The following is a 19772-nucleotide window of genomic DNA, read 5'->3' on the forward strand; positions in this document are numbered from 1 at the left end:
GTTCGGCCACCCCCGGTGAGCTGGCCCGCAAGGAGCATGTGCAGCCGCCGTCGATGACCCGCATCGTCGCGTTGCTCGAAGCCAAGGGACTGGTCAGGCTGGAACCGCACCCCGATGACCGTCGTCAGAAGATGGTCAGCCAGACCGAGCAGGCGGAAGCCATGCTCGCCGAGAGCCGCTCCAAGCGGAACGCCTGGCTGACCACCCTCGCCGAAGGCCTGGACGAGGACGAGTGGGAGACGCTGCGCAACGCGACGATGCGGGTCATCGACGGCGGCTGCACATGCTCCTTGCGGGCCAGCTCACCGGGGGTGGCCGAACCGCAACGCGCGAGTGTGCCGAGCACCGACATCTCGGTGGGGCTCAGCGACTCGTCGACGCGCTGGTGCTTGAGGCGCCGGCCGAGCAGCATGACGGCGGAACGAAGGGAGCTCACGGCGGCGGCACTGTCGCTGTCGTGGATCAGGTCAGGCATGTTCGTTAGCGTAACTCATTACCCAACCTAAAGACCACTCGGTGGTACACGCGCGAGGCCCAAATCACCAATCGATCACCCAAACGAGTGAGTCGATTCCGGAAAGTCACGCGCGTCGGCCTCGCGGGACGTAACCCTGCTTGCCATGGGATCGACAGTGCTCAGCCTGCGGATAGACGGTGAGCTGCTCGACCGGCTCAAGCAGCACGCCGCCAAACGCGGAATGAGCGTCCAGGACTATGTGGTCCGGACGCTCATTCGCGACGATTTCGACGAGCGCTTCCAGGCGGCCGTCGACGAGACGGAGAAGTTCTACGGAGCGGAGGGGGTCACGGCCGAGGAGGTCACCTGACGGACCTCCGGGCCGTGAGCCCGCGCCCCTGCTTCCCAGTGGATCACGTGAGGCCGAGCGCCGGCATCGCGTAGTAGAAGACGAAGACCGCCGACACCGCATACATGGCCACCGGCACCTCGCGCCCCCGCAGCCCCGTGACGATGCTCGCGAAACCGGTGCGGGCTCCCTCGCCGACGCCCGCCGTGGACTCCACGAAGCAGGTGCCCGCCGATGCGGAGCTCGCACCGCCCGCGGCGACCGCGATGCCGTCGACGAACAGCACCTTGTTGATGCCCGGGAAGTTGCCGTCCTTGTCGGTCAGCTTCGCCTCGTCACCGACGCCGAGGATGGTGCCCATCGCGTCGAAGAAGCAGGACAGCAGCACGGTGAAGACGAACAGGATGCCGGTGAGGACACCCACCTTGTCGAAGCCGCCGAACAGGCTGACATCGCCGATCAGCCCGAAGTCGGGCGAGGCGACCGGGTTGCCCGGCCACTCGGGCACGGTCAGGCCCCAGGCCGTGGCCGGCAGATCGGTGACCGCGTCGATGATCAGCGCGACACCGGTCATCGCCACGATGGAGATCAGGATCGCGCCCGGCACCTTGCGGACGATCAGCGAGAGCGTGAGCAGCACACCGAGGACGAAGATCAGGACGGGCCAGCCGTTGAGGTGACCGTCGCTGCCCAGCTGGAGCGGCACGGTGGTGTGCGCGAGGTCCGGGATACGGGAGACGAAGCCCGAGTCGACCAGGCCGATCAGCAGGATGAAGAGACCGATACCGATCGCGATGCCCTTGCGGAGCGACTTCGGTACGGCGTTCATCACGCGTTCCCGCAGCCCGGTCGCGACGAGCAGCATGACCACGACGCCGGCGAGGACGACCATGCCCATCGCGTCGGGCCAGCTCATCCGGGGGGCGAGCTGGAGGGCGACGACGGTGTTGACGCCGAGGCCCGCCGCCAGCGCGATCGGCACGTTGCCGATGACGCCCATGAGCAGGGTGGAGAACGCCGCGGTCAGCACCGTCGCGGTGACCAGCTGGCCACTGTCGAGCTGGTGGCCGTACATGTCCTTCGCGCTGCCGAGGATGATCGGGTTCAGCACGATGATGTACGCCATCGCGAAGAACGTGGCGAAGCCACCGCGGATCTCACGCGCGACCGACGACCCCCGCTCGGAGATCTTGAAGAAACCGTCCAGGCCGCCGGTGGGACGGGGCGACGGAGGCGGAGTGGGGTCGACCGGAGCGGTGGCCGAGGGGGACATGTATGACCTCAGTCGTGCGTAGAGGGGGGTTAAATCTGGTCAGCTTTGGACGTTCACACGAATAAATCGAGACAGTCGTAAGCAGATTCAGTATGAATACATAAGGCAAAGATCGCTATCTCCGCGCGTAGACCCCTGCGCCGACTGGGCTGACCGGCGCTGGAGCGACCGGTAATGGGGGACGCCCCCAAGGGCCGGTCGCTCCCATGTACGCCGCGCATACACTGGCCGCATGGCGAAGTGGACACCGAAGCACGAGGCACCCGAGCCCCTGGAGGGCCCGGTCGTCGCGACCATCACCGGCGGCACGATCCTCTGGTTCGTCCTCTTCCTGGTCCAGCTGCCGTTCTACGGCTGGTTCGACGACCACGGACACCTGTGGTGGGTGTGGACCTGCCTGGCCGGTGCCGGCCTCGGACTGATCGGCATCTGGTACGTACGGGGCCGCGACGCGGCACTCAAGCGGGCCGCCGCCGCGCACCATGATCAGAAGGACGCTCCGGGCGCCACCGCCTGAGAGCGGACCGCCGGCCTGCACCCCCGTACGACCACGGGACCATTCCTCTCCTCCCCCGGTCTGATCTTCCGACTGCTCGGTGGGTGAACCGGACGTTCCGCCCGTACCGTCGGAACCATGACTCAGCGGGCACTCGATCCCTCCGGGGAACAGCCGACAGGTTCCTCCGGACCCCCGGGCTCCGGACATTCCGGCGCCGGCCGGCCGGTGAAGATCGACGCCGGTTCCGAACTCGACCCGGTCCACCCGGTGGACCCGCCCGCCCCGGCCGCCGTCGCCCGCGGACTGACCGCGGCCGAGGTCGCCGAGCGGATCGCCCGCGGCGAGGTCAACGACGTACCGGTGCGCTCCTCCCGGTCCGTGACCGAGATCGTCCGCGCCAACGTCCTGACCCGGTTCAACCTGATCATCGGCGTGCTCTGGGTGATCATGCTGTTCGTCGCGCCGATCCAGGACAGCCTCTTCGGCTTCGTGATCATCGCCAACACGGGCATCGGCATCGTGCAGGAGTGGCGGGCCAAGAAGACCCTGGACAGCCTCGCGGTCATCGGCGAGGCGAAACCCACCGTGCGGCGGGACGGGGTGGCCGCCGAGATCTCCGTCTCCGAGATCGTCCTCGGCGATCTCGTCGAGCTCGGCCCCGGCGACAAGGTCGTCGTGGACGGTGCCGTCGCCGAGGCCGACAGCCTGGAGATCGACGAGTCCCTGCTCACCGGCGAGGCCGACCCGGTGCTGAAACGGGCCGGGGACCCCGTCATGTCCGGCAGCTTCGTCGTCGCCGGCGGCGGCGCCTTCACCGCGACGAAGGTCGGCCGCGAGGCCTACGCCGCGCAGCTCGCCGAGGAGGCCTCCCGCTTCACGCTCGTCCAGTCGGAGCTGCGCAGCGGCATCTCCACCATCCTCAAGTACGTCACCTGGATGATGATCCCGACGGCGATCGGCCTGATCATCAGCCAGCTCGTCGTCAAGGACAACAACTTCAAGGACTCCGTCGCCCGGACCGTCGGCGGCATCGTCCCGATGATCCCGGAAGGCCTGGTCCTGCTCACCTCGGTCGCCTTCGCGATCGGTGTCGTACGGCTGGGGCGCAAGCAGTGCCTGGTCCAGGAGCTCCCCGCCATCGAGGGCCTGGCCCGGGTCGACGTCGTCTGCCTGGACAAGACCGGCACCCTCACCGAGGGCGGTATGGACGTCACCGAGGTCCGCGCGCTGAACGGGACGGACGATCCGTACCTGCGCCGCGTCCTCGCGGCCTTCGGCGCGTCCGACCCGCGGCCCAACGCCAGCCTCCAGGCCATCATCGACACCTATCCCGCCCCCAGGGACGAGGCGTGGACCGTCACCGACGCCCTGCCGTTCTCCTCGGCCCGCAAGTACAGCGGCGCCGCGTTCGACGAGGGCGGCGGCCGGGCGTCGTCCTGGCTGCTGGGCGCGCCCGACGTACTGCTGCCCGAGGCGGACCCGGCGCTCACCGAGATCGAGCAGCTCAACGAGCAGGGCCTGCGGGTCCTGCTGCTGGCCCGGGCGCGGGGCGGACTCGACGCCCCGGACCTCGCCGACGGGGCCGTGCCGAGCGCGCTGGTCGTCCTGGAACAGCGGCTGCGGCCCGACGCCGGCGAGACCCTCGCCTACTTCGCCGAACAGCGGGTCGCCACGAAGGTGATCTCCGGGGACAACGCCGTCTCGGTCGGCGCCGTCGCCGCGAAGCTCGGCCTGCCGGGCGCCGAGCACACCCTGGACGCGCGCAAACTGCCCACCGATCCCGACGCGATGGCCACCGCCATGGAGGAGAACGCGGTCTTCGGCCGCGTCACCCCGCAGCAGAAGCGGGACATGGTCGCCGCCCTCCAGTCCCGCGGCCACACCGTCGCGATGACCGGCGACGGCGTCAACGACGTCCTCGCCCTCAAGGACGCCGACATCGGCGTCTCGATGGGTTCGGGCTCGGAGGCGACCCGGGCCGTCGCCCAGATCGTGCTGCTGAACAACAGCTTCGCGACGCTGCCGTCCGTCGTCGCCGAGGGCCGCCGGGTCATCGGCAACATCACCCGGGTCGCCACGCTGTTCCTGACGAAGACCGTCTACTCGGTGCTGCTGGCCGTCCTGGTCGTCTGCTTCCAGGTCGAGTATCCGTTCCTGCCCCGCCATCTGACCCTGCTGTCGACGCTGACGATCGGCGTCCCGGCGTTCTTCCTGGCCCTCGCGCCGAACAAGGAACGGGCCCATCCGCACTTCGTGCGCCGCGTCATGCGGTACGCGATCCCGTCGGGCACCATCGCGGCCGCCGCCACCTTCACGATGTACCTCATCGCCCGGAGCCACTACTCGGGTACGGGCGCGCTGGACGCGGAGACGAGCGCGGCCACGCTCACGCTGTTCCTGGTCTCGATGTGGGTCCTGGCGATCATCGCCCGCCCCTACACCTGGTGGCGGATCTGCCTGGTGGCGGCGATGGGTCTGGCGTTCCTGATCGTGCTCGTGGTGCCGTGGCTCCAGGACTTCTTCGCCCTGAAGCTGGTGGGCACGGCGATGCCGTGGACGGCGGTGGGCATCGCCGTGGTGGCCTCGGTCGCCCTGGAGTACGCCTGGCGCCTGGTGGGCCGCCGCTTCCCGACGTAACGGCGGCCCGGGGCGGCCCCGGTCCGGGGATCGGTCGAACCAGCGGCCCCGGGTCTCAGTCGAACCAGCGGTCCCGGGTCTCAGTCGAACCAGCGGTCCCGGGCCAGTTCGTCCGTGCGGGACGGGTCCTCCAGCAGGGCCGCGACCTCGAAGCGGCGCGGCCACTGGCCCGCCGCCCAGGCCAGGCCCGCCGCGACGCCCTCCAGGGTCGCTGCGTGCACGACCCCGTCCGGGGTGCGGCGCCAGTCCAGCTCCACCCCGCCCGCCCGCAGTTCGCCGTGCTCGACGTACGTGTCCGGGGTACCGGCGCCGAGCAGGATGCGGACCGGGCCGGGGACCCGGTGTTCCTCTCCCTCGGACGTCACCTCCGCCTCGACGCTTTCGCCGAGCCGCCGCACCTGGAACAGCTCGGCCAGCTCCGCCGCGCTCGCCGGGGCGACGGGCAGCAGCGCCACGCCGCCGGTCAGCGGCAGCAGGTCCGGGGCGTCCGCGATCATCGCGTCCGCCGCGTCCACGACCCGCACCTCGCCGTCGACGACGGCCCGCAGCTCGTCCGGCAGCGTGACCTGCTCCGGATCGAGTTCGGCGAGCGCCGTGTACAGGGAGTGCAGCTGTACGGGGCCGACCGGACGGTCCTCGTCCGCGAGCCGCCCGAGGAGTTCGGCGGCGCCGCCGGGCTCGTCCAGCAGCGCGGCGACCGAGGTCCGCACCCCGAGGGCGCGCAGCACCTGCGCGTCGTCGAAGCCGGTCGCGTCGGCGGAGTCGTACAGACCCGCGAGCCGCGGGTCGCCGCCGTGGGCGCGCAGACCGGCCGGGCGCCGGCCGTCCAGCACCGGGTGGTCGCGCAGCCACCACGCGGTGTACGGGCGGACGGACTGCGTGGTGCCGTCCGGAAGCAGCACGCGGACGGGCTGGGTCAGCGCGTCCCGCAGCGGCGGCCTGGCGAGCAGGGCGAGCGCCTGGGGCCAGGCGTCGTCGTCGACGAGGTCGAGGTCGCGGACGGCGACGATCTCGGTGGCGACCGGCGGCACGGGGGTGTCGGGGAGCTGGTCGAGGATGTCCTCGCACCACACGTCCACGGCGTCCAGCAGCCCGGCGTCGTCGGGTTCGGCGTAGTCGCCGTCGCGGGGCTCCAGTTCGTCCGGGTCCAGAACCACGTCGGTGGCCCGGACGAGCGCGAACGTGGCCAGCACCCCGCAGGCGGTGAGGGGCTGTTCGCCCCAGCGGCCGGCCAGTTCCTCGTCGCACAGGGCGATTTCGCCCTCGCGCACGATCGCGGCGAACGGACTGCCCGGCAGCACCAGTTCACCGGCCGGTGCGAGCTCGCCGTCCTCGTCGGGCAGGGCGAGCGCACCGAGCCAGGGCTCGTCGCCGGGTGCCAGGTCGGCGTCCCGGACCAGGGTGAGGACGGTCTCCACGAGCTCGTCGCCGTCGAGCGCGTCCTCGTCCCAGATCTCGCCCGCGTCCAGCGAACCGGCGACGGCGGCCCGCACCTGCGGGGTCGTCAGCACGGCACGCGGCGTGGCCGGAAGGGCGCCCAGCTTCTCCAGGAGCGGGTGCGCGGCGTCCGGATGCGCGACCTTCAGCCCGAGCCGGCCGAGCCGGTCCAGGACGGGACCGGTCAGCGCGTCGGGCAGCGGGAGGAGGATCTGCCGGGGCCCGATCGTCGTCCGCGGGGCGGCCGGGGCCTCGGGGTCCGCGCCCCGGGACTCCGTACCGGCGAGCGGCACCGGAAGCCCGGAGAGCCGGTCCGGCTCGACACCGGCCAGGCTGTCGTACAGCCGCCGCCACCAGACCGGGTCGCGCTCCAGACCCGCGAGCCGGTCGATCGCCTCGGTCAGCGGCACCCGGGCGACGCCCAGTGTCCGCAGTTCGACGCGGCGCTCAAGTCCCGCGGGCAACAGGCACGGCAGCACCTCGGCCAGCACGGCGACCGTCTCGGCGCCGACGCCCTCCAGCACCTCGGCCTCGATCGGCCGCAGCGCGGTGGTGGCCTTGCGGGCACTCCCCGCGTCCGCGTCCCAGTCGTCCCACCGCTCGGGGTCCGCGGCGGGGTCGCGCGGGGCGGCCGGTTCCAGGAAGGCGACGCCGGGGAGCCGCTCCAGCACGGCGCCCCGCAGCGCGCCGTCCAGTTCGCCCTTGCCGAGCGGTCCGGGCACGAGCCCGATCGTCGCGACGGTCACCGGCTGCCAGTCGGCGAGCAGTTCCGCGTACGCGTCGGCCGCGCGCCGCACCAGGAAGTCGGTGAGCGGACCGGGCGCGGGGTGCCGGCGGGTGGTGTCCAGCGGCAGCGAGGCGATGAGCAGCGCGGGAAAGCCGAGCGGTTCGTCGGTGGGCGTCGGGGCGTGCACGACGGGGGCGGTACGGGGGTGGACCGGGGCGCCCTCCGCGTCCACGGGGACGGCCCAGGTCACCGACCAGTGCGGGCGCAGCCGTTCCTCCAGCGGACGGTCGGCGAGCAGGGCCGGCTCGACCGGGCCCTGGCGGGTGACGGTCCGCCAGCGGTTCGTGCCGTGCCCGGAGTCCTCGACGTGCGTGTACGGGCCGTGCTGCGAGCGGCGCAACGTCCTTACGGTGTCCGGGGTTTCGACGACGACCTCGTCCAGGCCGGACAGGGTCAGGAGCAGGGCGTCGTCGATCGCGCCGAGCAGCCGGCCGACCAGGTCCTCGGCGACGCCGTCGCGCAACGGCAGGACGACGACGGTGTCGTAGCCGTCGGGTGCGGTGCCCTCGGCGGGCAGCGGGAGGCGCAGCAGCGGTACGTGTCCGTCGCGGCGGCGCAGTTCGTCGCCGAGGCCGGGGCTGCCGACGGCCGCCTCGCGGGCGAGGTCACGGGCCTCGGCGAGGGACCAGCGCACGCCTCCGTGCCGGCCGACGACGGCCGGCTCGTCGCTCACGGCGAGGACGGCGGCGAACCCGACGCCGAACCGGCCGACGGCCCCGTCGTGGCCCTCGCGCTTGGCGGAGGCCCGCAGGGTGGACAGCGACTCCACGCCGGTGGCGTCCAGGGGCGCGCCGGTGTTCGCGGCGGCGAGGACCGCGGGGGCGGTCGCGGTCGCCGGGTGCAGGGTCAGCCGGAGCCGGCCGGGCACATGGGCGCGGGCCGCGGCGTCGGCGGCGTTCTGGGCCAGCTCGACGACGAGGCGGTCGCGGTAGCCGCCGAGCGCGAGGTCCTCCTCGGCGTTGGCGTCCTCACGGAAGCGGGCGGGGCCGGCGCCCCAGGCGTCGAGCACGCCGCGTCGCAGTCGCGCGGTTCCGAATGGGTCGGCCCCCTCGGTCGCCATGATGCTCACGCTGTGACTCCCTCTTCCGGCTCTTCCGGCTCTTCCGGTACGCATGCCCGTGCGGTCCAGTGTGCGCCCCGAAGCTACCGGGTCCCTTCGTCCTCAAKCGCCGGACGGGCTTGGGACGGCCCCTGGACGGCCGGAAACGACGCGGCGCCGCGCCCCGGGCACAGGGTTCCGTCCTCAAKCGCCGGACGGGCTGGAGAGGGCTGACCGGCCCCGGAGGATCAGCAGCAAAGCGGGCCACGGCGAGCAAATCAAGCCCGCCCGGCGCTTGAGGACAAGACGCTGCGCCGGAACGGGCGCCGCACGTATGCAAGCCCGTCCGGCGCCTGAGGACGGAACCGGCCCGCCGGAGCCACCCGCACACAACCAGCCCGTCCGGCGCTTGAGGACGGAACCGGCCCGCCGGAGCAGCCCGCACACAACCAGCCCGTCCGGCGCTTGAGGACAAGACGGCGCGCCCCGGAGCGACCCGCACCCCGCGGAGAGCAGCCCGCGCCCCGGGCCGCCGCCTACGAGTGGCCGAGGTCCTCCGTCGGCGCGTCCGGCTCCGTCGGCACGGAGCCGGAATCCCGCGCCGGACGCAGCGGGTACTCGTCCACCTGCATCGTGTCCAGCGCGTGCGGCGCCGGCTTCGGCGGCTTCGGCATGACCGCCGCCTCCGAATGCCCGCCGCATCCGTACGACAGGGACACCACGTGCCCGTCCGCCGGACCGAACTCGTTCGCGCAGACCCCGAAGGCCTGCTTCAGCGAACCCGCGAGCGGCACCAGGAAGGCGCACGACACACATGTCGCCGGGGCCGCCTGCGCCATCGGCGTCTTCGCGCCGAACCCCTCGTCCCAGCGGTCGGCCGCGATGTGCAGCCCGTACCGGGACAGCACCCGCGCACGCCGCATGCCCAGCTCGTCCGCGACCGCCGCGATCGAACCGCGGCGCGGCGGGTCGGGGCGCGTGGTCAGTTCCGCGTCCTCGGACTCGACGAGGTCGGCCAGCTCGCCGGACACCGGGGAGTTCGGCGGGAGCTCGTCCTCACCGGTGTAGCCCGGTTCCAGGCGCAGGTCGTCCGCCTCGGTGGGCAGCAGGTCGCCCGGCCCCATGTCGCCCGGCCGCAGCCGCTCGCTCCACGGCACCCACTCCGGCGCGAGCAGCGCATCGGTGCCCGGCAACAGGACCGTCTCGTCCAGCGTGACGTTCTTCGCGCGGGAGGCCCTGGCGACCGTCACCGCCCAGCGCCAGCCCCGGTAGGCCGGGTCCTTGCACTCGAAGTAGTGCGTGACGACGCGGTCCCCCTCGGGGACCACGGCCACATGCTCACCCACCACTCCCGGCGCGGCCGCTTCCTCGGCCGCCGCGCGGGCGAGGTCTACGGCCTCTGCGCACAGACGGTCGGGAACGGGGGTACGGGCCGTACGGCTTCTCGTCGTCGCAGCACTCACAGGTCTCGCTTCTCTCCTACGCCAGTCTCACGAGCGCGCCAGCACATCCATCGATTTCGGCCATACGGTTGCGGGCGGAGCGGACCTGGGGGCCGCGTCGACGTCCACACCCGTTTGTGCCTGCCTCGGGCGCACCTTCTGCGATCCATTCTGCGGGATCGCCGAGAGGCGCGCGGCCAAGAACAACCGCCGGTGGCGCGCTACGCACGCTACCCTCTCCGCCGCTCCCCGCCCACCTGCCCGTCCCAAACGACGTCGTATCCGACGCCGTGTCCCCGGCGAAGAACGCTCTCCGGTCCTCCCGATCCGGCCCTCCGCACCCCCTGCGACCTGGCCGATCACTGACCCGACGGGGCGGTACGCACCGCGCCCCGCGCCGATCTCGGTTCGTGACGCCGGGGACTGGGGCACTATGACCAAGTGGCTTCTGCCAGGTCGCACGACGCAGCCGGCCCGCTCCGCAGAACGGGCCGGTCGATCGGTCATGCCCTCCGCACCCCGTTCACCGGAACCGCCCGCGGCATCCGGAAGGCGACCCACGCCCACGGGGCCGGTGAGTCGGGCCTCGGCAAGCTGATCGAGCTGCACGCGGTGAACGGCGCGGGCGACGTGATGATCACCGTGGCGCTCGCGTCGACCGTGTTCTTCTCCGTACCGACGGACCAGGCCCGCGGCCGGGTCGCGCTGTACCTCGCCGTCACCATGGCGCCGTTCATCCTCCTCGCCCCCGTCATCGGCCCGCTCCTGGACCGCCTGCCGCACGGCCGCCGCGCCGCCATGGCGGGCTCCATGCTGGCCCGGGCCGTCCTGGCGCTCACCATGTCGGGCGCGGTCGCCACCGGCGGCCTGGAGCTGTATCCGGCCGCCCTGGGCGTCCTGGTGTGCTCGAAGGCGTACGGAGTGGTGCGCAGCGCCGTCGTGCCGCGTCTGCTGCCACCCCGTTTCTCGCTCGTGAAGGCCAACTCGCGGGTCACCCTCGCCGGTCTCCTGGCGACCGGTGTGGCCGCGCCGATCGGGGCGGGGCTCCAGACCATCGGGCCGCCGTGGCCGCTGTACGGGGCGTGCGCGATCTTCGTCGGCGGCGCCGTCCTCGCCTTCACGCTGCCGCACAAGGTGGACTCGGCGAAGGGCGAGCGGAAGGCGCATCTCGTGCCGCCGCACGGCGAGGCCGCCGTCCGGCCCGAACCGCTGCGGAAGAACCCCACGGCCGGGAACGGGAAGAAGCCGCCCCGGGCCAAGGAGAAGAACGGCGAGAAGCGGCCCGGGCTGCGCTCCGTCGGCCCGTCCGTCCTGCACGGGCTCCAGGCCAACGCCTCCCACCGGGCGCTCTCCGGCTTCCTGATCTTCTTCCTGGCGTTCCTGCTGCGCGAGCATCCGCTGGCCGGGCAGAGCGCCGCGATCTCGCTCGGCATCGTCGGTGTGGCCGCCGGGGTGGGCAACGCGCTGGGCACCGCGGTCGGCTCCTGGCTCAGGGCGCGCGGCCCGGAGATCATCGTCGCCTCGGTGCTGGGCCTGGCGCTGGGCGTCGCGGTGCTGGCCGCCCTCTTCTTCAGCACGGTCATGGTCGCCGCGCTCGCGGCCACGGCGGGCTTCACGCAGGCGCTGTCGAAGCTGTCGCTGGACGCGATGATCCAGCGCGACGTACCGGAGGAGGTGCGGACGTCCGCGTTCGCCCGCTCCGAGACGTTGCTCCAGATGGCGTGGGTGGCCGGCGGCGCCGTCGGGATCGCCCTCCCCCTCAACGGAGTACTGGGCATGTCGGTCGCCGCGGGCATCCTCGCGCTCGGTGCCGCCACGGCCGTACGGGGTCTGCTGGGCGCCGCGCGGCGCGGCTCGCCGCACCCCCGCGTGGCGTGAGCCGGAGCGACCGATAGCCTTCGGCCCATGACCGTTGCGTTCTTCTCCGGTAAGGGCCGTCGAATCGGCGTCGCTCTTGGTGCCGTGTCCGCGGGACTCCTTGTCCTCTCCGCCTGCGACAAGCCGACGCCGCTCGCCACCGTGACGGTCGGCGACAACTCGGTGAGTGCCGAGGCGTCCTGCTACAACGACGGCAAGGCCCTCAAGGAGTCCGATATCCAGGGCTGCCTCAACAAGAAGGCGGAGAAGACCGTCAAGGCCGCGATGGACGACAAGGTCCGCTTCGGCGTCGACCCCGAGGTCGCGGACAACGGCTGGACCCTCTTCATCAACGGCCAGCAGGCCGAGCAGGAGCCGTACAAGAAGACCTACCGGTCCATCCCGGGCAGCGCCTTCTTCTCCAGCCAGACCGGCGAGACCACGAAGTCGACCCAGATCAGCATCGTGGAGACCGACGGCAAGAAGCTGACCGGCATCTGGCACTTCAAGCTCGAGAAGTCCGACTGACCCCCTCCCGGCCTCGGAGGGCTTCCCCCGTGCGTGTGCTCGTCGTGACCGCTGTCCCGGTGGAACGGGACGCGGTCACGCGTGCGTCCGGGCCCGGCGGCGAAGTCTCCGTTCATGAGGTGCCGGGCGCCGGGATCCATCGCGCGGGCCCCTACGACGTCCTCGCGGGCGGCGCGGGACCAGCAGCGGCGGCGGCCTCCGCCGCGTTCGCCCTGGCCTCGGACCGCTACGACCTGGTGATCTCGGCCGGGATCGGCGGCGGGTTCGCCGGCGCGGCCCCCGTCGGTTCGCTCGTCGTGGCCGGCCGCATCGGCGCGGCGGACCTGGGCGCCGAGACCCCGGCGGGCTTCGTGCCCGTCACCGAGCTGGGCTTCGGCCGGGTCTGGCACTTTCCGCCCCGCTCCCTGGTGAGGGCGGCGGTCGCCGCGACCCGTGCGGTGACCGGCGACGTCCTCACCGTCTCCACGGTGACCGGCAGCGCCGAACGCGCCGCCGCGCTCCGCACCGCACACCCCGGCGCCGTGGCCGAGGCCATGGAGGGCTTCGGGGTCGCGGAGGCGGCCGCCCTGGCCGGTGTCCCGGTCCTGGAGATCAGGGCCGTCTCCAACGCCGTCGGCCCGCGCGACCGCGACGCCTGGCGCATCGGCGACGCGCTGGCCGCGCTCACCGAGGCGTTCGGGAAGCTCACCCCCGTACTGGAAGGCTGGATCCACCATGACCGAAACGACTCCTGACCCGCTGCGGATCGCCTTCTCGCCGTGCCCGAACGACACGTTCGTCTTCGACGCCTGGGCGCACGGCAGGGTGCCCGACGCGCCCGCGCTCGACGTCACGTTCGCGGACATCGACGTCACCAACGGCATGGCCGAGCGCGGCGAGCTGGACGTACTCAAGGTGTCGTACGCGGTGCTGCCCTGGGTCCTCGACGAGTACGCGCTCCTGCCGTGCGGCGGGGCGCTGGGGCGGGGCTGCGGGCCGCTCGTCCTCACGAGGGAGGCGGGCACGGACCTGACGGGGAAGACCGTCGCCGTGCCGAGCGAGCGCTCCACCGCGTACCTGCTCTTCCGCCTCTGGGCGGCGGAGGTCGTACCCGGCGGGGTCGGCGAGATCGTCGTCATGCCGTTCGACGAGATCATGCCGGCGGTGCGGGACGGCAAGGTCGACGCCGGCCTCGTCATCCACGAGGCGCGCTTCACGTACCAGAACTACGGTCTGCACAACCTGGCCGACATGGGCCGGCACTGGGAGGACACGACCGGGCTGCCGATCCCGCTCGGCGCGATCATCGCCAAGCGTTCCCTGGGCGCGGACACGCTGAAGCTGCTCGCCGACTCGGTGCGCACGTCGGTCCGGATGGCGTGGGACGACCCGGAGACCTCGCGCCCCTACGTCCTGGAGCACGCGCAGGAGATGGACCCGTCCGTCGCCGACCAGCACATCGGCCTGTACGTGAACGAGTTCACCGCCGACCTCGGCGAGGACGGCTACGCGGCGATCCGCGGCCTGCTGACGCGCGCCGCGGCCGAGGGCCTGGTGCCGGCCCTCGGCCCGGACGCGCTGTCGTTCGTCTGAGTCCCCAGCCACGCCCCTTAGGGCGTGTTTTGAAAGTCCCGCCTGCCCGGCCTTCGGGCGGACGGCGCTACTTTCAAAACATGCCCTAGACGTCGAGCTGGTCCGCGACCGCGCGCAGCAGGCCGGCGATCTTGGCGCCGGAGGCCTTGTCGGGGTAACGGCCGCGCTCCAGCATCGGCGTGATGTTCTCCAGCACGGTCGTCAGATCCTGGACGATCGAGGCGAGTTCGTCCGGCTTGCGGCGCTGCGCTGCCGCGACGGACGGGGTGGGGTCGAGGATCGCCACGGAAAGCGCCTGGTCACCACGTTGTCCGGCGACCACGCCGAACTCGACGCGCTGGCCGGGCTTGAGTGCGTCGACTCCGTCGGGCAGCACGGACGAGTGCACGAAGACGTCGCTGCCGTCGTCGCGGGAGAGGAAGCCGAAGCCCTTCTCACTGTTGAACCACTTGACCTTGCCAGTCGGCAAAGCACGCACCCCATCTCAACCCGTATGCCGGAACAAAGCCCTCAGCAGGTCAGGCCGTCCTGTGGTCGTGCTTCCCCTGCTGGCAGAAGCCTCCACAGATGAAGTACCCCTCGTCAAGCCTGGTCATCCGGACTGTGTCCGGAAACGGCACCTGCCCTGCCCGGGAGCAGCCCGCCGCCCGCCAGGAACTACCCTGACGGGGTGAGTACTCCCCCTTCCGGCGCAGGCGACCGACTGGTCCGCATCGGCGCGATCGTCTTCCTCCTCGGCGCCCTGTCGACCCTCGCCACGATGGCGCCGCTCTTCCTGGGCACCGATCCCCTTCCGTCCGTCTTCTGGTCCCTGTGCATGCTGATGGGCGTCGGCTTCCTGATCGCCGCGGCCGGCGTGGTCCGGTCGGCGCGGGCGGGGTCGGCGCAGCGGTAGGGCCCGCGTCTCAACCCGCCGCACCCTCCTCCGTGCCGCCCGTGTAGCGGGCCAGTTCCCAGGGGTCGTGCGCGGAGAAGATCTCGACCTCGTCCCCGTGGTCGCGGAGCAGTTCGCGGAGCCGGGCCCGGGTTCCGAGGCGCAGCTCACGGTGGACCTGTGAGGTGGTCTGGACGAAGTCGAGCAGCGGATGGGTTTCCTTCAGCGGGCCGACCTCGCGGTGGTAGTAGTAGGCGTCGCCGCAGTGGAGAAGCCACCGGTCGCCGTCCTGGACGGCGATCCCCGTGTGGCCGGCGGTGTGACCGCCGAGCGGGACCAGCCGGATCTCCGGCCCCAGTCCCTTCGGCCGCAGCGCGGTGAACCCGAACCACTGCTCATCGGGCTCGGTGCCGTAGGTGATCCAGTGGGGCTCGTGCGACCAGTGGGCGGGCCGGTAGCGGAAGCTGGGCGCCTCGGAGCGTGCCGCGTCGAGTTCGGACGCGAGTACGTGGACCTGGGCATCGGGGAAGTCGGGCAGGCCGCCGCTGTGGTCCACGTCCAGGTGCGTGAGGAGGATGTGACGCACGTCGGAGGGCGCGTATCCCAGCCGGGCGACCTGCCGCAGGGCCGTCTCCTCCTCGTCCAGCACGGGACCGGCCATCTCGACCCACTCCGTACCGAGCGTGCCTGCCGGGTCCCGGACGTCACCAAGCCCCAGTCCGGTCTCGACCAGGGCCAGGCCGTCGGCGGGGGTCTCGATCAGCAGACAGTGGTTCACCGCGGGAGCGGGCCGCGGGCCGGCGTAGGTGGGCTCGATCGTCCGGACGGAGCCGCAGTTCAGGTGATGAATCTTCATGCCGACTAGGCTGCAACTTGAACCGCGATTCAAGTCAAGGGGGCTTTCGTGGCCGAACAGTTGCTGGACATCGCCGACGTCGCACAGTGCTCAGGACTGGCGCCGTCGGCGCTGAGGTTCTACGAGAAGAAGGGTCTGATCGCTCCCGCGGGCCGCAACGGCCTGCGGCGTACGTATCACCCGGATGTGCTGGCCCGCCTGGCCCTGATCACGTGCGCGCGCGGTGCCGGGCTCTCGGTCGCCGAGATCGGACGGTTCCTGGTGGCACAGCCGTCGGATCCGGGCCTGCGTACGCGCATGGCCGCCCGGGCCCGCGACCTCGACGAACAGCTCGGCCGCCTCACACGTCTGCGTGACAGCCTTCGCCACGCGGCCGTCTGCGAGCACGAGCCGATCGTCGAATGCCCCGACTTCAAACGGGCCATCGGCGAGGTCGCGTCACCGGCAGGCGCCGTCGGCGGCCCCGGCGGGTCAGCCCTGTGACGTCGTGTACGCCGCCAGCCACGCCGGGAACTCCGTCAGCGACGTGAGGACGACGTCCGCGCCCGCCGCGCGGAGTTCCGTCTCGTCGCACGGGCCCGTCGTCACGCCCACCGAAACCGCGTTGGCGGCCTGCGCGCCGCGGACGTCGCCCGTGTGGTCGCCCACGTAGACGCCCGCGCCGTGCTCCCGCAGCGCCTCCGCCTTCGCCTCGGCCCACAGGCCGCCCACGATCACGTCGGGCTCGATGCCGAGGTGGGAGAGGTGGAGCTTCGCGTTCGGTTCGTACTTCGCGGTGACGACCATCGTCCGGCCGCCGAGCGCGCGTATCGCGTCGATCGACTCCCGCGCTCCGGGCATCGCGAGCGACGGGCCGATCGCGTACGTGGGGTAGATCTCGCGGTAGCGGTCGGCGATCTCGGCCACGTCCGCGGCCGGGAACCAGTGCGCGATCTCCTGCTCCAGCGGCGGGCCGAGGCGGCTCACCACCAGATCCGTGTCGATGACCGCACCGGTCTCGGCGGAGAGCGCGAGGAAGGCGGCCGCGATGCCGGGCCGTGAGTCGATGAGCGTCATGTCCAGGTCGAAGCCGACCGTCAGCGTGTGGGAAGCCATGCCGTCCATTGTGCCGAGCCCCCGACGGAGCCGGTACACCGCCGGAAAGCCCCGCACAGGCGCCACCTAGACTTAGCCAAGCCTTACTTTGCTTCGCTATGTCTCTCCTTTCCCGTCTGTCCCGTCTGTCTATGGGGTTCGATGCCAACCGCCGCACCACGCCGCTCCAGACGCGCTCTCGCGACGGCGGCGGCCGTTGTGGCGCTGCTGGTCGCGGTCCTGCTCAGCCTCGCCGTCGGGGCGCGCTCCATACCCCCGTCGGAGGTGTTCGACGTGCTGCTGCACGGCGGGCACTCCGACGCCGCCGAAGTCATCCGGAACATGCGGGTGCCCCGCACCCTGATCGGTCTGATGGTCGGGGCCTCGCTCGCCCTCGCCGGCACGGTGCTCCAGGGCATCACCCGTAACCCCATCGCCGACCCCGGCATCCTCGGCATCAGCCAGGGCGCCTCGGTCGGCGTCGTGCTGGCCATCGCGTACGCCGGGATCCACACGCTCACCGGATACGTCTGGTTCGCCTTCGCGGGCGCGGCCGTCGCGTCCGTCGCCGTGTACGCCATCGCCTCCAGCGGACGCGGCGGCGCCACCCCCGTGAAGCTCGCGCTCGGCGGCGCGGCCATCAACGCGCTGCTGGTGTCCGTCACCATGGCCGTGCTGACCACGAAGGCGTCCGCGCTGGACGAGTTCCGGTTCTGGCAGGTCGGCTCGATCGCCGGACGCGAGGCCGAGGTCGCCCAGCAGATCTGGCCGTTCCTGCTGCTCGGCACCGTGCTCGTGCTCTGCGTCGCCCGGGGGCTCGACGCGCTCGCCCTCGGCGAGGACATGGCGAAGGGCCTCGGGCAGAAGATCGCGACCGTACGCGTCGTGGGCGGCATCGGCGCCACCGTGCTCACCGGCGCCGGGGTCGCCGCAGCCGGCCCGATCGCCTTCATCGGCCTCGCCGTTCCCCATATCGCCCGGGCGATCGTCGGCAGCGACCACCGCTGGGTGCTCCCGATGGCCGCCCTGATCGGACCCGTGATGCTGCTCGTCTCCGATGTGATCGGCCGGATCGTCTTCCCGCCGAGCGAGGTGCCCGCCGGGGTCATGACGGCCCTGATCGGAGTGCCGTTCCTGGTCACGCTGGTGCGCCGGAAGGCGGTGCCCGCATGAGCGCCACCACGGCCCCGGTGCGGCCCGCCGGGTATAGCCTCGTACGGGTCGGGACCCGCGGGCGGTTCCTTCTGCACCGCCGGGCCACGGTCGTCGCCGCCTCGCTCGTCGTCCTGCTGGCCGTCGTCTGCGTCGCGTACCTCTGCGTCGGCGAGAGCTTCGTCGCGCCGTCCGAAGTCCTGAACGTGATCCTCGGCCGGCCCTCCCCCGACGAGCTCGTCGTCGGCACGCTGCGGCTGCCCCGCATGGTCGTCGGGCTCCTCGTCGGCCTCGCCTTCGGTATCGCCGGCGCGCTGATCCAGACCGTGGCCCGCAACCCCCTCGCCAGCCCCGACATCATCGGCATCAGCCAGGGCGCGAGCGCGCTCACGGTCGGCGCGATGACGTTCGGCATCACCTCGTACACCGTCCTGCCGTACCTGTCGGTGATCGGCGGGGTCGCGGCCGCGGCGCTCGTCTACGCCTTCGCGTGGCGCGGCGGGCTGCACGCCACCCGCTTCGTCCTCATCGGCATCGGTTTCGCGATCGCGCTGCGCTCGGTCACCACGCTGTTCCTGACCAAGGGCGACTACCTCGTCGCCCAGCAGGCCCAGATCTGGATGACCGGATCGCTCAACGGCCGCGGCTACGACGAGGCCGCGCCCATCGGCTGGACCCTCCTCATCCTGCTGCCCGCCGTCCTGTGGGCCGCCCGCGCCCAGCGGTCCGTTTCCATGGACGACGACACGGCGACCGCGCTCGGGGTCCGGCTGGGGCGGGTACGCCTGGGACTCGTCGCACTCGGCGTGATCCTGGCGTCCGTGGCCACGGGGACGGCCGGACCGGTCGACTTCGTCGCCCTGCTCGCCCCGCAGATCGCCCGCCGCATGACCCGCACCGCGCAGATCCCGCTGCTCTGCTCGGCGCTGCTCGGCGCGGTGATCGTCGTCTTCGCGGACCTGCTGGCCCGCAGGCTCTTCTCCCCCACCGAACTTCCGGTGGGCGTCCTGACGGCGGCGGTCGGCGCCCCGTATCTGATCTGGCTGATCATCCGCGGTCACGGTGGCCGCTCGGGAGGCAACGCATGACCACGCTCCGGAAGCAGGACGCCGCGACCAGCCGTCTGACGGCGCGGGAGCTGACCCTCGCGTACGAGGACCGCACCGTCGTCCACGAGCTGGACCTCGCCGTCCCCGACGGCAAGGTCACCGTCATCGTCGGGCCGAACGCCTGCGGCAAGTCGACGACGCTGCGCGCGCTCGGCCGGCTCCTCAAGCCGCGCGGCGGGGCGGTGCTCCTGGATGGCACCGAGCTGTCGAGGATCCCCACGAAGAAGATCGCCCAGTCGATCGGGCTGCTCCCGCAGACCCCCGTGGCCCCCGAGGCGATCACCGTCTCCGACCTCGTCGCCCGCGGCCGCCAGCCCCACCAGCACTGGTGGCAGCAGTGGTCCCAGGAGGACGAACGGGCGGTGACCGAGGCCATGGAACGTACCGACATCACCGCACTCGGCTCCCGTTCCGTGGACGAGCTCTCCGGCGGACAGCGCCAGCGCGTCTGGATCGCGATGGCCCTCGCCCAGGACACGGACCTGCTGCTGCTCGACGAGCCGACCACCTACCTCGACATCGCCCACCAGGTGGAGGTCCTCGACCTGGTGCGCCGGCTCGCCGCCCCCGCAGCCGACGGGACCCGCGGCCGGACCGTGGTGACGGTCCTGCACGACCTCAACCAGGCCGCCCGCTACGCCGACCACCTGGTCGCCATGAAGGCGGGCCGGATCGTCGCCGAGGGCCACCCGCAGGACGTCGTCACCGCCGAGCTCGTACGCGAGGTCTTCGGCCTCGAAGCCGTGATCGTCCCGGACCCGGTGACGGGCTCCCCGCTCGTCGTCCCGGGCGCGCCCTGGCAGCCCGCCTCCTGACACCGCACCCCACCC

The 19772-nt window shown here is 72.1% G+C and carries 18 protein-coding genes and 1 pseudogene; 13 read left to right on the forward strand and 6 right to left on the reverse strand.

Annotated elements, in window-relative coordinates; all coding sequences use genetic code 11:
• Together EAO72_RS43255 and EAO72_RS24070 are read left to right on the forward strand one after the other, a co-directional pair.
• A pseudogene (locus tag EAO72_RS43255) lies at positions 1-254 on the forward strand (MarR family winged helix-turn-helix transcriptional regulator); the annotation flags it as partial.
• Positions 255-620: 366 nt separating this feature from the next.
• Positions 621-827: a ribbon-helix-helix protein, CopG family gene (locus EAO72_RS24070; protein WP_148019339.1), complete on the forward strand. Its 207-nt coding sequence runs from the start codon at positions 621-623 to the stop codon at positions 825-827.
• 43 nt (positions 828-870) lie between these two features.
• Here EAO72_RS24070 and EAO72_RS24075 read toward each other — a convergent pair whose 3' ends face one another.
• Positions 871-2079 carry an NCS2 family permease gene (locus EAO72_RS24075; protein ID WP_148019340.1) on the reverse strand — a complete coding sequence of 403 codons (1209 nt, stop codon included), beginning with the start codon at positions 2077-2079 and terminating at the stop codon, positions 871-873.
• Between the two features lie 232 nt (positions 2080-2311).
• Between EAO72_RS24075 and EAO72_RS24080 the strand changes: the two genes are divergently transcribed.
• Together EAO72_RS24080 and EAO72_RS24085 are read left to right on the forward strand one after the other, a co-directional pair.
• Entirely contained in the window at positions 2312-2596 is a 285-nt protein-coding gene (locus EAO72_RS24080; protein WP_148019341.1) for a DUF2530 domain-containing protein, read from the forward strand.
• Between the two features lie 117 nt (positions 2597-2713).
• Positions 2714-5215 carry a cation-translocating P-type ATPase gene (locus tag EAO72_RS24085; protein WP_187285192.1) on the forward strand — a complete coding sequence of 834 codons (2502 nt, stop codon included), beginning with the start codon at positions 2714-2716 and terminating at the stop codon, positions 5213-5215.
• Positions 5216-5295: 80 nt separating this feature from the next.
• Here the strand turns inward: EAO72_RS24085 and EAO72_RS24090 are convergent, their stop codons facing one another.
• Positions 5296-8502 (reverse strand): sacsin N-terminal ATP-binding-like domain-containing protein, encoded by a 3207-nt coding sequence (locus EAO72_RS24090; RefSeq protein ID WP_187285387.1) that lies wholly within the window; start codon positions 8500-8502, stop codon positions 5296-5298.
• A gap of 512 nt (positions 8503-9014) precedes the next feature.
• Entirely contained in the window at positions 9015-9941 is a 927-nt protein-coding gene (locus tag EAO72_RS24095) for a DUF3027 domain-containing protein (RefSeq protein ID WP_148019343.1), read from the reverse strand.
• A 420-nt stretch (positions 9942-10361) separates the two neighbouring features.
• Here EAO72_RS24095 and EAO72_RS24105 point away from each other — a divergent pair, with 420 nt between their 5' ends.
• Genes EAO72_RS24105 through EAO72_RS24120 form a run of 4 tightly spaced genes read left to right on the forward strand, consistent with a single transcriptional unit; the run spans position 10362 to position 13877 of the window.
• On the forward strand, positions 10362-11798 hold the full coding sequence (locus EAO72_RS24105) for an MFS transporter (RefSeq protein ID WP_148019344.1): 1437 nt from the start codon (positions 10362-10364) through the stop codon (positions 11796-11798).
• A gap of 27 nt (positions 11799-11825) precedes the next feature.
• Positions 11826-12305 carry a DUF2771 domain-containing protein gene (locus EAO72_RS24110; RefSeq protein WP_148019345.1) on the forward strand — a complete coding sequence of 160 codons (480 nt, stop codon included), beginning with the start codon at positions 11826-11828 and terminating at the stop codon, positions 12303-12305.
• Positions 12306-12334: 29 nt separating this feature from the next.
• Complete coding sequence (locus tag EAO72_RS24115) at positions 12335-13039, forward strand: futalosine hydrolase (RefSeq protein WP_148019346.1); 705 nt, start codon at positions 12335-12337, stop codon at positions 13037-13039.
• Positions 13020-13877, forward strand: coding sequence for a 1,4-dihydroxy-6-naphthoate synthase (locus EAO72_RS24120; protein WP_148019347.1), 858 nt, complete (start codon positions 13020-13022; stop codon positions 13875-13877). Before EAO72_RS24115 ends, EAO72_RS24120 begins: the two co-directional genes overlap by 20 nt.
• 85 nt (positions 13878-13962) lie before the next feature.
• Here the strand turns inward: EAO72_RS24120 and EAO72_RS43840 are convergent, their stop codons facing one another.
• The gene (locus EAO72_RS43840; protein WP_136328972.1) at positions 13963-14346 is read right to left on the reverse strand and encodes a cold-shock protein; all 384 of its coding nucleotides are present in this window, start codon (positions 14344-14346) and stop codon (positions 13963-13965) included.
• 201 nt (positions 14347-14547) lie between these two features.
• Here EAO72_RS43840 and EAO72_RS24130 point away from each other — a divergent pair, with 201 nt between their 5' ends.
• On the forward strand, positions 14548-14772 hold the full coding sequence (locus EAO72_RS24130; RefSeq protein ID WP_148019348.1) for a hypothetical protein: 225 nt from the start codon (positions 14548-14550) through the stop codon (positions 14770-14772).
• 10 nt (positions 14773-14782) lie between these two features.
• On the opposite strand, the gene EAO72_RS24135 is transcribed toward EAO72_RS24130, so the two are convergent.
• A complete protein-coding gene (locus EAO72_RS24135) occupies positions 14783-15607 on the reverse strand; it encodes an MBL fold metallo-hydrolase (protein WP_148019349.1) in 825 nt (274 codons plus the stop codon).
• A 48-nt stretch (positions 15608-15655) separates the two neighbouring features.
• Between EAO72_RS24135 and EAO72_RS24140 the strand changes: the two genes are divergently transcribed.
• The gene (locus tag EAO72_RS24140) at positions 15656-16090 is read left to right on the forward strand and encodes a MerR family transcriptional regulator (protein WP_148019350.1); all 435 of its coding nucleotides are present in this window, start codon (positions 15656-15658) and stop codon (positions 16088-16090) included.
• On the opposite strand, the gene EAO72_RS24145 is transcribed toward EAO72_RS24140, so the two are convergent.
• Entirely contained in the window at positions 16079-16702 is a 624-nt protein-coding gene (locus tag EAO72_RS24145) for an HAD family hydrolase (protein ID WP_410090495.1), read from the reverse strand. The genes EAO72_RS24140 and EAO72_RS24145 overlap by 12 nt on opposite strands.
• 141 nt (positions 16703-16843) lie before the next feature.
• Between EAO72_RS24145 and EAO72_RS24150 the strand changes: the two genes are divergently transcribed.
• Genes EAO72_RS24150 through EAO72_RS24160 form a run of 3 tightly spaced genes read left to right on the forward strand, consistent with a single transcriptional unit; the run spans position 16844 to position 19757 of the window.
• The gene (locus EAO72_RS24150; protein ID WP_148019352.1) at positions 16844-17854 is read left to right on the forward strand and encodes a FecCD family ABC transporter permease; all 1011 of its coding nucleotides are present in this window, start codon (positions 16844-16846) and stop codon (positions 17852-17854) included.
• Positions 17851-18921 carry a FecCD family ABC transporter permease gene (locus tag EAO72_RS24155; protein WP_148019353.1) on the forward strand — a complete coding sequence of 357 codons (1071 nt, stop codon included), beginning with the start codon at positions 17851-17853 and terminating at the stop codon, positions 18919-18921. The genes EAO72_RS24150 and EAO72_RS24155 overlap by 4 nt, the downstream gene beginning before the upstream one ends.
• Positions 18918-19757 (forward strand): ABC transporter ATP-binding protein, encoded by an 840-nt coding sequence (locus tag EAO72_RS24160; protein ID WP_148019354.1) that lies wholly within the window; start codon positions 18918-18920, stop codon positions 19755-19757. The genes EAO72_RS24155 and EAO72_RS24160 overlap by 4 nt, the downstream gene beginning before the upstream one ends.
• Positions 19758-19772: the final 15 nt, after the last annotated feature.

Source organism: Streptomyces sp. OR43, assembly GCF_008042275.1.
Classification (GTDB): Bacteria; Actinomycetota; Actinomycetes; order Streptomycetales; family Streptomycetaceae; genus Streptomyces.